The following is a 12,169-nucleotide window of genomic DNA, read 5'->3' on the forward strand; positions in this document are numbered from 1 at the left end:
TGGATTTTTATGCCGTTTTACCCCTTTAGTTACAATAGCCGAATGCGTTTTTGTTTTTATCAAAACAGACAACTTTCCCGTTTAGCCGATTGTCTTTGTATAGATGGCCTCATTTATATGAGTCATCCGAAACTTTTTTGGGGTGAGGCCATTCATTTTTTTAAATAGGGCGGTGTAATAGCTCTGGTTACAGAAGCGAAACAAATGGGCAATTTCAGAAATACTCATCCGGGAATGGAGGAGAAAATATTTGGATTCCTCAATTCTCTTTTGGTTCATATATTCCGATAATGGGGTTCCGACTTCTTCCTTAAATTTGCTTGATAAATAATTAGGTGAAACATAGACATGGCGTGCAATTTGGTCTAGGGATAAATCTTGGAGAATATGATGATGAATGTACGTAATCACTTGATTGACCAAGGAACTGTAGGAATTCTGCTTCTCCTCGACTAAGGTTTTTACAAATGAATAAAGCATATCGTATTCTAAACTCTTTAGTTTTTCCGGATTTGTCATTCGTTCAATTTCGCGAATGTACACGTCACTTAAGTTAAAGGCTACCTCTGGATGAATTCCTCCATTAATAATGGCTCTCGTAAAAAGAGTACAGGTACAGATAAGAGAATTCTTTAAAGACCTGAGCTCATGATCCGCTAGCTTTGCTCTTTCCAATTGATTAATTTGCTCAAGAACATGCTTAGCCTCTTCATAGTTTCCTTGCTGGACGGCAGAAAGCAGCTGCTGTTCTAAATTATAAGAAGGGTGAACGTAAAAATTTTGCTGGTTCTCAAGGCGTTCCTGAAAGAATTTTTTTATCACCGTTTCATGAATTTGAAAAATCGATGTAGTCATATAGACCTCCAACATCATAAGATTTTACTATTTATCCTAAAATTTTAATATAATTGTAATGAAAGCGCTTTTAAAATTCAAGATAGTAAAGCAGAAGCGCCCGATCAGCGACGTATGGACTTTACTTTCGCCGCAGGAAGATAAAGGAAACACGACGACCGTAGGGAGTCGATGTTGACTTATCGACCGGAGGTGAGGGAAGTCCAATAGGCGCTGGGCGCTGGAGCTAGACAGTCATCAAAGTACAGAGTTTATACATTTTATTTGTAAAAAAGGGGGAAAAAACGTGAAGAAGAACTGGCTAATCAAAGGGTTTGCACTACTTTTAATTATGATGTTACTAGTTGCCGGCTGCAGTCAAGATGCAGATGAAGGCCAAGGAAATACCAATGAACCGGACAGTGGAGAAACAACAGATGATCAAGATAATGGAACAACAGAGGAACCAGCAGAACCATTAACCGTTAAATTTGCTGCCCAAAATGATAATACACCTGCGACACAAGCAGCGATTGATGCTTTTAATGCAAGTCAGGATCAATATGTGGTTGAGTGGGTAGAAATGACAAATGATTCCGGGCAAATGCATGATCAGCTATTAAACTCTTTATCTAGCGGATCTAGTGAATATGATGTTTTGAGCTTAGACGTTGTGTGGGCAGGAGAGTTTGCAGGGGCAGGCTATCTTGAACCAATTGATGTCAAGATGGATGAGGCAGGCTATAGCATCGATGATTTTAACGCAGGTTCGATGACATCTGGTAATTATAAAGGAATTCAATATACGCTTCCATTCTTTCCAGACTTAGGATTACTTTACTATCGCTCTGATATTGTCAGCGAAGAGGATGCTGCTAAACTTGAAAGCGGAGAGTATACGTATGAAGAGCTCGGACAAATGGCTGAAAAATATATGAATGAAAGCGGAACTTCTTATGGTTTTGTGTTCCAGTCAGCTCAATATGAAGGACTTACTGTAAATGCTACTGAGTTTACTAGTGAATATAAGGACTTAAGCGCAGGCTTAGAAACGATGTATTCTTTTGTAACTTCTTCTTTTGTACCAACTGATATCCTCAATTTCCAAGAGGGTGAAACACACACTAATTTTGAACAGGGCAATGCTGTTTTTGCACGGAACTGGCCATATCAATATGGAAGAATTAAAGGGCAAGAGGATGGGGTAACAGTTACTCCTGAACAAGTAGGAATTGCTCCGCTTCCAAATGGCGGATCTGTCGGCGGATGGTTATTATCGATAAATAAAAGCTCTGAAAATAAAGACGGTGCATGGGAATTTATTAAATTCCTTGCGGGTCCAGAGGGACAAAAAATTATGTCAACTGGGGGCGGCTATTTGCCTGGATATAATGCTCTCTTAGAGGACGAAGAAGTAGTAGCTTCCAATGAGCTGTTAAGCAATCCAGGCTTCCAGAATGCACTCGCTACTACAATAGCAAGACCGGTTTCTCCAGATTATGCGAAAGTTTCAGATACGATTCAAGTAAATGTTCACAAATATTTAAGCTCTGGCGAAGGACTTGAAGAAGCCGTTCAAGCGATCGAGGCTGCTTTAGCAGCAGAATAAAATCTTATAATCTAGAAAGATAGTTATTCAGGGGCTCATTGATCGGGCCCCTTTTTTACAGAAAGAAGGAGAAGAGGTGAGAACAATTGAGAAAGCTTGGTTTCAAGGAATTCCTCTTTCTATTGCCTGCATTCCTCTTAATTGGTGTATTTTCATTGTGGCCAGTCGTCCAATCGTTGACCTACACTTTTTTTGATTATCAGCTCAATGATCAGCAAAAAGCCGGTCTTTATACAAATGAAAGATTTAATGTGGACTTGTTTCAAACCTCTCAATTCTACATTGGCAGATTTCTCGAGCAGGATCAGGAGAACATAACCAATCCGGAAGATTGGAAAAAGGTTGAGGGAGTCCTGGAAAGGCTGCGAAGTACGGGGGCAGAGTTTGAAGGAAGCAGCGGTGTAATCGAGCTATCCGGTTCAGTCGGCGACCAGGTATTGAATTTGTACGAAGATACGAATCAGTTAGTGACAGAACTGAATCAAACCTACACCTTAACCAATGCTGAGAATCTTCAACTACAGGTTGAGGAGCTGAAAAATAGTATCGTATCTTCTAACTTCATCGGGTTGGATGGCTATAAACAGGCTTTACAGGACGAACGGGTAGGAATTGCTCTAAAAAACACGTTTCTGTTTACCGTGGTTTCAGTATTTTTTGAGTTTATCTTTGGCTTGATTCTTGCACTCATTTTAAATAAAGCCATCAAAGGCAGAGGACTGATTCGGACATCCTCTCTTATTCCGTGGGCCATTCCGACTGCAGTTGCAGCATTAATGTGGAGTTATCTATATGATGGGGGAAGCGGCATTGTCGCTCACATTTTTGCAGCCCTTCATTTAATTGAATCACCTCGTGATCTTTTATTAACAGGTACAGGGGCCATGATCTCAACGATCGTCGCGGATGTTTGGAAAACGACTCCGTATATGGCTCTCTTGTTATTAGCGGGACTTCAGACGATTCCGCATTCCCTTTATGAAGCGGCTTCAATCGATGGAGCGGGGAAAATCCAAACCTTTTTCAGGATTACACTGCCACTCTTGAAGCCGGCAATCCTTGTCGCCCTGTTATTCCGTACCCTCGATGCCTTCCGTGTATTTGACCTTATTTACGTTTTAACAGGTGGAGGTCCTGGCGGATCAACAGAAACGTTATCGATCTATGGCTACAAGCTGATGTTCAGTCAAACGAACTTTGGCTATGGATCAGTTATTATTATGCTTATGTTCGTCTGTGTTGCCATACTAGCGATTATATTTGTCCGCTTCCTTGGCACAAATCTTATGGAGAAACAGTAAGGAGGGTTCATCATGGTTACGTCAAACCGTAAATTAAAATGGGCAGGAATCCTGGTTATCATTGTTTATCTTTTTGGGATGATGTTTCCGTTCCTTTGGATATTTCTAACCTCCTTTAAAACCTCTGGAGAAATTTTTGGCGATGGCGCGTTTCGGATCATCGCGGAAAATCCGACCTTAGGAAACTTTTCAACGATTCTATTTGAAAAAGGTATATTAAATGCGATCAAAAATAGTTTTATAGTTGCAACAACAACGACGATTTACATCGTATTAGTGGCTTCATTCACAGCCTATGTGATATCTCGTTTTGAATTTCGCGGAAAAAATGTGTTAATGGGTCTTATTTTAGCCGTGTCCATGTTTCCGCAAATGATTGTAACGGGCCCTGTTTACAACATGTTTTACGACCTTGAGCTGTTAAACAGCTTCTGGATTATTTTGCCTTATTCCACAATTACGTTGCCGGTGGCGGTTTGGATTTTAGTGACGCATTTTAACCAAATTCCGCTTTCCCTGGAGGAATCAGCGAAAATGGATGGGGCTTCATCCTTGCAAACATTGTTTAAGATTGTGTTTCCATTAGCAGCTCCAGGTGTTTTTACAACAGCGATCATTACCTTCATCGCAGCCTGGAATGAGTTTTTATTAACGATTACTTTAAATGCAGAATCTGAGTATCACACGGTTCCTGTAGCGATCTCCTTTTTGCGGACTCAATTTGAGATTCTTTGGGGTGAGGTAGCAGCAGCCACAACGATTGTGACGATCCCTACATTAATCATTGTCCTCTTCTTCCAAAAACAAATCGTATCAGGACTGACAACTGGTGGGGTAAAAGAATAAAGAGCAGGAGTGTCGTACATGACGTGGACTTATAAAACAGGTGAATTTCATCCTGAATCTCTTCTTCTGCAAGAAAGCCTATTTGCCCTGGCTAACGGCTATATAGGAGTTAGAGGCAACTTAGAAGAAGGCTTAGCGGGTGGGGAGCTTTCGATTCGCGGAAGCTATATCAATGCTTTTTATGATGAAACACAAATACATTATGGTGAAAAACTGTTTGCTTTCCCAGAAACACAAGAAAAGCTAGTCAATATTATCGATACCCAGACAATTGAACTTTTTTTCGGTGTTGAAGAGGAGCGGTTTTCTTTATTTGCTGGAGAAGTCATGCATTTTGAAAGAAAGCTTTATTTGGATAAAGGCTTTTCGGAACGAATTGTACACTGGCGCTCGCCGCTGGGTAAAGAAGTAGTGATTTCCTTTAAACGGCTTGTTTCAATAGCGTATCGGGAACTCTTTGTCCAGCAAATAACGATTAAGGGCATCAATTTTGATGGTCCTGTAAAAATCGTATCCCTACTAAATGGGGATGTAGCCAATTATACAAACGCAAACGATCCTAGAGTCGCCTCAGGTCACGCCAAGCTGTTAAAAGTAATAGATGTAAAGACGAAGAAGGAATTACAAACAATATTGTGCGAGACCTCAGCTTCTAAGCTGCAAGTGGCTTGTAACACAAGAAACTGGATTTCGAAACACGCAACAGTACTAACAAAGGTCCATCAAGACAAAACGGTAGCCACTTATGAAACAGATCTAGATCAACCAGTTGTGTTTGAAAAACAAAGTGTCTATACCGACACAAGAAGGCATGGTATTGATTTAGCTGAAAAGGGCGAGAAGCTCCTTCAGGATGTCTGCTCAATTCGATTCGAAGCAATAGCAGAAAAGCAAGAAGCGATTCTTCAATCGTTTTGGAAGGTTTCTGATATTGAAATTGAAGGGGATCATCGTCTTCAAGAAGGGATCCGCTTCAATATGTTTCATCTCTTTCAATCGGCCGGGAGAGACGACTTTTCCAATATTGCCGCTAAAGGACTTTCTGGAGAAGGATATGAAGGCCACTATTTTTGGGACACAGAAATTTACATGCTCCCGTTTTTCACTTTAACTGAACCATCTTTAGCGAAATCATTATTGCGCTATCGTTATTCAATTTTAGAAGGGGCGAGAGAACGTGCAAAGGAAATGGGGCATCAAAAAGGAGCCCTTTTCCCTTGGAGAACCATTGCGGGAAGAGAATGTTCCGGTTACTTTCCGGCGGGTACGGCCCAATACCATATTTCAGCAGATGTCGCCTACAGTTATATTCAATACTATTTAGCAACAAAGGATTCTGGGATTTGGAGTGAGTTTGGGGCAGAGGTGCTGTTTGAAACCGCCCGTTTATGGATTGAAGTTGGACATTTCGCCGATGGAACATTCCGGATTGACGCGGTAACAGGACCAGATGAATATACATGTATTGTGAATAACAATTACTATACCAATGTGTTGGCTAAATATAATCTGCAATGGGCGGCGAAGGTGTATCAGCTTTTAAAAGATACCGATCCGGTTGCCTTTGATGAAATCAAACAGAAGATTCAATTCGAGGAAGCCGAAGCAGATGACTGGATGTGGGCAGCTCAACATATGTATCTGCCGTATGATCCAGAGCGGAAAATTAATCCTCAAGATGACTCGTTTCTGCAAAAAGCCGTTTGGAATTTAGCCGACACGCCTAAGGAACATTATCCATTGCTGCTTCACTATCATCCTTTAACCTTATATCGCTATCAGGTGTGTAAACAGGCAGACACGGTTCTTGCGCACTTCTTATTAGAGGATGAGCAAGACCTGGAAACGATGCAAGCGTCCTATGAGTACTATGAGAAAGTAACTACACATGACTCGTCGTTATCGAGCTGCATCTTTAGCATAATGGCCGTAAAATTAGGAAACATGGAAAAAGCCTACAATTACTTTATGGAAACCGCTCGGCTAGATTTAGATAATACGCATGGCAATACAAAAGACGGCCTCCACATGGCCAATATGGGCGGTACTTGGATGGCGATTGTATATGGATTTGGCGGATTAAGAATCAAAGAAAATGGGATATCTTTAACGCCAAGATTGCCAAAGCAATGGACAGGCTACAAGTTTCGCTTCCGGACAGAAGGAACCACTTTGGAAGTGAAAGTAGAACAATCAGGTGTATCGATTAAAAAACTCACGGGTAAAGGTCTGTCGATTAAAGTATATGGAGAAGACTATTACATCTCTAATCCGATCTTTGTCGGTTTGCAATAAAATCATGGAAAAAACTGCTGGCAGGGGTGATACTTAGCTAGCAGTTTTTTCAATTTTTTGGCAAATAAGTGGGTGTTTACGGTTTTTGGCTGTTTTTTGTGTGAATGCTATGCTAATATCCGAACTCAGAAGCGGATAACCGAACTAAAGCGGCGGATTACCGGACTCAAGGGGTCAATAACCGAACTCACAAGGAAGATAACCGAACTCAGGGGCAGATATCGGAACTCAGAGGGAAGATAACCGGACTCATTTCAATATAACAGAACTCAGAAGTTACATAACCGAACTCAGAGTGGGATAACCGAACTCAGAGAACAGATAACGTAAGTCAATGGTACGATTACCCTGTTCATGCCCCCAGCCCCTGCCAATTGCTAAAATTTTCTGCGAAAAGAAAGGGTTTCCGGCATTTTTGTCGAAACATACAACCAACAGTGTACGAAAAAAGGGGTGTAACACCGTGCTTAGGAGTTTGAATCAGTTTATCCAAGAATATGAAAGAGCGACCAATACCCATGATTTTAATCAAGTCCGCCCTCTGATTAAATGGGACGCCGTTTATTTCTTTTCAGACGGAGCGTTTCGCGGGATTGAAGAAATAGAAGCCGTTTTTAATAGAAATTGGAATACGATTCAAGATGAAACGTATCGAATTACGGATGTAGAATGGCTGAGTTACTCTGATACAATGGCTACTTGCATCTATCATTATTATTGGCGCGGGTTCTTTAAAGGAGAAGTAAGAGAAGGGCGCGGAAGAGGAACCAATATCATGGTTAAGGAAGATGGAAAATGGAAAATGATCCACGAACACTTAAGCCCGTTGCCAAAATAATAAAAGCATTGGTTCTAGGTAACCAATGCTATTTTTTTCGTTATTTTTTACTCTCGATTATGGATTTAATCACTGACCATGACAGCTCACGGGTATCGGCAAGAACCAGGTCGGCTCCGGCTTCTTTCAGAATCGATTCTTCACCAATCCCAATCGCTAGCATTCCAGCACTTTTTACTGCCAGAACTCCAGAAACGGCATCCTCAATCCCGATGCAATGACTAGGAGGAACACCTAGCAGCTGCGCCCCCTTCACATATATATCAGGAGCAGGTTTGCCATTCTCCACCTCAATCGGGTCGACAATGTAATCAAAATACGAAGCGATTTCTAATTTCTCCAGCACAAACGGGGCATTTTTAGAAGCAGAAGCTAACCCGATGGGTACTCCCCTTTTCTTTAAGTCTATTAAAAATGCCTTGATCCCCGGTAACAAGTCTTCAGCTGTTAGTTCCTCTAATAACTGGCGGTAATCCGCATTTTTTTGGGCAGCCATTTGTTCTTTTTCTTCTTTTGAAAAAGCATTCCTTTGACTGCCAAGAAGAGCTTCAAGGGAGTCCATCCTGCTTAATCCCTTTAGTCCTTCATTAACAGCTTTATTAAAAGGAATGTGTAAAGAATCAGCAAGTTTTTTCCACGCTCTATAGTGAAGTTCAGCCGTATCTGTGATCACTCCATCTAAATCAATCAAAATCCCCAAATCTTTAGCCAATATCCATCATCCCTCTAAATGTCGTTATCTCTACAAATTTAATCATACCTTTAAATCTGATAGAAACAAACGCCATTTTCTTAAACGGGCTATCCTTTGAAAAAATTCCTAACGCATTCCTCTTATTTTCGTTCCAGGCGGACATTGGTTCCGCTAAATCCTTAAAAACCCCTATTATATTGAAACGATTGGACATACGATCCGTTATTTTACAAAAATCAGCAAGAAACGGCTATCATTTGCGAAAATAAAGGAACCAGTGTCCTGTAATTTTGGAAATCAGCCTTTTTTTACGAATAACGCAACTGATGTCCGTAAAGAACACTTGGTGAGCCCCAGGCATCCCCACTTTCAATATCATGTTTACGCTTATTATTTATAGAAAGACTTTTCTTCAAAAAAGGAATAATAACGCTCAATCTCGAACTATCTATAAAAAGAAAGGGGTTGAAAGCATGAAATTATTAGTCATTGGAGGGACCCGGTTTTTAGGGAGATGGGTCGTTGAAGAAGCACTAGCAAGGGGCTGGGAGGTTACCCTCTTTAATCGGGGAAATCATGCGGAAGTTTTTCCGAATGTCCGCACCATTATTGGAGACCGGGAAGAAGATTTAATCAAATTAGAAGTTGAAAACTGGGATGCGGTTATAGATACATGTGGATTTCATCCTTACACTGTCAGAAAGTCCGTCAAGGCTCTTAAAGCAAATACATCCTTCTATGCGTTTGTATCAACGATTTCTGTTTATGCTAAGTTTCCTTATGAAGATGATATTAAAGAGGAGGATGAGTTCTTATCTCTTTCAGAGGAAGAGCTTGTCCCATTAAATCTTAATAACCAAAATGTTGGCGAATACTATGGCCATCTAAAATATTTATGTGAGCTGGAAGTTCTGAGAGAAATTCCAGATAAAAGCCTGATAGTGAGACCCGGACTTATTGTCGGACCCTATGACCAAACCGACCGCTTTACATATTGGGCGACCCGATTGCAGGAAGAGAGAGAAATATTAGCACCTGGAAGAAAAAATAAAAAAATTCAATTTATTGATGTTCGTGATTTGGCTGCATGGATTGTAAAAATGACAGAAGGCCGGATTACTGGTATATATAATGCAACCGGGCCAAAGGATTTATATACGATGGAGGACCTGATTAGGGATGGAAAAGAAATCTTTCAAAATAAGGCAGAGACAACATGGGTAAGTGAATCCTTTTTACTAAAAGAAAATGTACAGCCGTGGATTGAACTTCCATTGTGGATTCCTGAAACGAATTCAAATGAGCCAGAAAAAAAGAAGGAACAGGATAATGGAGTTAACATAGATCGTGCGCTAAACCATGGATTATCCTTCCGAGATCCAAAGGAAACATTAAAGGATACCTATGAATGGGTGACTCAAAAGAGTCGAAAATTAGAAAGAGCCGGATTAAAGCAAGAAAAAGAACAAGCATTGCTGGAAAAGTGGAATTCAACTCTAAATACTAGCGTACAAGCATAGAGGCAGTCCTGGATATAAAAGTTTTACAAATGATTTAAGTCAACCTCCTTGATTATTATCAAGTGATTATGAAAACATTAGAGGTATACGACAAAAGGATGTAAAGGCAGGTTGATTAGAAAATGTTACGTTGCATTGCGACAGATATGGATGGAACCCTATTAAATTCAAAACAACAGATCAGCAAAGAAAATGAAACAGCCCTAAAATTAGCACAGGAGAAAGGGATTGAAGTGGTGGTGGCCACTGGCCGATCTTATTATGAAGCTGCATCAGTACTGGAAGAAGCGAAAATTGTTTGCCCGATTATTTGCGTGAACGGTGCTGAAATCAGAAACAGCGAGGGAGAAAAGATTCTCTCAAATCCAATCCCAGCAGAGCTGGCTAAAAGGGTTATGAATAAATTAGACGAAATGGATTATTATTACGAACTTTATTCAAATTCGGGTACCTATACGAGGGATCCTAAGTTGGGTTTAGCAGTACTGATGGATTTATTTCAATCAGCTAACCGCGAGGCAGTTCCATGGATACAAATGGAGGAAGAGGCTAGAAAACGGTTTGCAGAAGGCGTGAAAGTTGTCGAAGATTATGGGATGCTCGTGAATGAAAAGTCCTTTGAATTATATAAAATTTTAGTGTTTGACAAGGACAACGAAGCGTTGCAAAAAGCCGGTATTGAACTGGAAGATCCTGATTTAGCGATTACTTCCTCTGCTTTTGGCAATATTGAAATTAACTACAAGTCCGCTCAAAAAGGGGTGGCGCTTGAAGCCTTTGTTCAGGAAAGAGGTATTTCTCTCGCAGAAACATTAGCGATTGGTGATCAATTAAATGACCTTTCCATGCTCGAGATTGTTGGGACAGCTGTAGCAATGGGAAATGCAGCAGAAGAAATCAAACAAATTGCTCATTACATCACAGCAACCAATAATGAAAATGGGGTGGCACATGCGATCACCAAGTATATGAATTTGATGTAGGAGTGGGTGGAGTGAAAAAAGTAAAAAGTATGCTGCTCATTCTGCTTTGTTCAATCGCCGTTTTAGCGGCATGTAAGAATGAAGAGAGCAACCATAGCGATAAGGGTGAAGATGCGATGTCCGTTACGAACGGGAGAGAAGCAACTATTTTAATCGAGAACCTTCAAACCCCTTGGTCGATCCAAAAGCATCGGGATACTTTTTACATCTCAGAACGGACAGGATATATATATGTGTATGACGGGGAAGGCGGGGAGCGGCAGCGGGTACAGCTTCAAAAACAGCTGGCACAAACACCGGAAGCAGGGCTATTAGGTTTTTATCTGAAACCAGACTTTCAGGATTCAAAAGAAGCTTTTGCTTATTATACATACCAAGAAGGAGATCGGTTATATAACCGTTTAACTGTTATTAAACAAGCAGAAGGACAGTGGCAGGAGCTGACTTCTCTTCTTGATCAAATTCCTGCTGATACGTTTCATCATGGCGGCCGAATTAAAATTGGGCCGGATCAGAAACTGTATGTAACGGTAGGGGACGGACTAAATCCAGATGCACCTCAGGATATTAACTCGATTAATGGGAAAATTTTAAGAATGAATTTGGATGGCACCGTACCGGCAGACAACCCTTTTCCGAACTCTTATGTCTATAGTTACGGACTCCGTAATCCGCAGGGGCTAGCGTGGGATTCACAAGGATTTATGTACAGTACCGATCATGGACAAACAGCTCTTGATGAAATTAATCGAATTCAAGCGGGGAAAAATTATGGGTGGCCAGTGATTTCCGGAAATCAGCAGCAAAGCGGTATGGAGCCACCTCTCATCCACTCGGGCAATACTACTTGGGCACCGTCAGGGATGGATATTGCAGACCGCTCGATTTATTTTGCCGCATTAATGGGAGAAGGTGTTTATCGTTATAATCTGGATTCCAATCAAATAGACAAAGTGATAGAAGGCTATGGCCGGATTCGTGATGTTTGGATTGATGAAGGTACGCTTTATTTTATTACGAATAACACGGACGGCAGAGGCAATCCGGATTTAGCTGATGATAAATTAGTTTCAATTCCGTTACCCCAATAACATATTTCAATTTAAAGGGTTTGACCCAATTTTGACTGATACCTGCCGGGAAAAGGATCATTTAATTGGGCTGACCCCTTTCTATTTTGGTATAGACAACTTTTTCACCTTCCTGTAAGATAGTTCCAAAGTTAGAACGGTGATGAAAAGGAGTCTTT

10 protein-coding genes are annotated in these 12,169 nt (G+C 40.8%); 8 read left to right on the forward strand and 2 right to left on the reverse strand.

What is annotated here, in order from left to right; all coding sequences use genetic code 11:
* Window positions 1–81: 81 nt before the first annotated feature.
* On the reverse strand, window positions 82–855 hold the full coding sequence (locus CRO56_RS00965; RefSeq protein ID WP_097156728.1) for a helix-turn-helix domain-containing protein: 774 nt from the start codon (window positions 853–855) through the stop codon (window positions 82–84).
* Between the two features lie 286 nt (window positions 856–1,141).
* On the opposite strand from CRO56_RS00965, the gene CRO56_RS00970 reads away from it, so the two are divergent.
* From CRO56_RS00970 to CRO56_RS00990, 5 genes are all read left to right on the forward strand, one after another.
* Window positions 1,142–2,443: an extracellular solute-binding protein gene (locus tag CRO56_RS00970; RefSeq protein WP_425427158.1), complete on the forward strand. Its 1,302-nt coding sequence runs from the start codon at window positions 1,142–1,144 to the stop codon at window positions 2,441–2,443.
* A gap of 86 nt (window positions 2,444–2,529) precedes the next feature.
* Window positions 2,530–3,744 carry a carbohydrate ABC transporter permease gene (locus CRO56_RS00975; RefSeq protein WP_097156729.1) on the forward strand — a complete coding sequence of 405 codons (1,215 nt, stop codon included), beginning with the start codon at window positions 2,530–2,532 and terminating at the stop codon, window positions 3,742–3,744.
* A 12-nt stretch (window positions 3,745–3,756) separates the two neighbouring features.
* Window positions 3,757–4,590 carry a carbohydrate ABC transporter permease gene (locus tag CRO56_RS00980; RefSeq protein ID WP_097156730.1) on the forward strand — a complete coding sequence of 278 codons (834 nt, stop codon included), beginning with the start codon at window positions 3,757–3,759 and terminating at the stop codon, window positions 4,588–4,590.
* 18 nt (window positions 4,591–4,608) lie between these two features.
* The gene (locus tag CRO56_RS00985; RefSeq protein ID WP_097156731.1) at window positions 4,609–6,885 is read left to right on the forward strand and encodes a glycoside hydrolase family 65 protein; all 2,277 of its coding nucleotides are present in this window, start codon (window positions 4,609–4,611) and stop codon (window positions 6,883–6,885) included.
* 463 nt (window positions 6,886–7,348) lie between these two features.
* The gene (locus tag CRO56_RS00990) at window positions 7,349–7,723 is read left to right on the forward strand and encodes a YybH family protein (protein WP_245855536.1); all 375 of its coding nucleotides are present in this window, start codon (window positions 7,349–7,351) and stop codon (window positions 7,721–7,723) included.
* A 40-nt stretch (window positions 7,724–7,763) separates the two neighbouring features.
* Here the strand turns inward: CRO56_RS00990 and pgmB are convergent, their stop codons facing one another.
* Window positions 7,764–8,435 (reverse strand): beta-phosphoglucomutase, encoded by a 672-nt coding sequence (gene pgmB / locus CRO56_RS00995; RefSeq protein WP_097156733.1) that lies wholly within the window; start codon window positions 8,433–8,435, stop codon window positions 7,764–7,766.
* A gap of 455 nt (window positions 8,436–8,890) precedes the next feature.
* Between pgmB and CRO56_RS01000 the strand changes: the two genes are divergently transcribed.
* The 3 genes from CRO56_RS01000 (at window position 8,891) to CRO56_RS01010 (ending at window position 12,011) form a co-directional block, all read left to right on the forward strand.
* Complete coding sequence (locus CRO56_RS01000) at window positions 8,891–9,937, forward strand: NAD-dependent epimerase/dehydratase family protein (protein WP_097156734.1); 1,047 nt, start codon at window positions 8,891–8,893, stop codon at window positions 9,935–9,937.
* Between the two features lie 122 nt (window positions 9,938–10,059).
* Window positions 10,060–10,920, forward strand: coding sequence for a Cof-type HAD-IIB family hydrolase (locus tag CRO56_RS01005; RefSeq protein ID WP_097156735.1), 861 nt, complete (start codon window positions 10,060–10,062; stop codon window positions 10,918–10,920).
* Between the two features lie 11 nt (window positions 10,921–10,931).
* Window positions 10,932–12,011: a PQQ-dependent sugar dehydrogenase gene (locus CRO56_RS01010; protein ID WP_245855537.1), complete on the forward strand. Its 1,080-nt coding sequence runs from the start codon at window positions 10,932–10,934 to the stop codon at window positions 12,009–12,011.
* Window positions 12,012–12,169 lie beyond the last annotated feature (158 nt).

The organism is Bacillus oleivorans (genome assembly GCF_900207585.1).
Taxonomy (GTDB): domain Bacteria; phylum Bacillota; class Bacilli; order Bacillales; family JC228; genus Bacillus_BF; species Bacillus_BF oleivorans.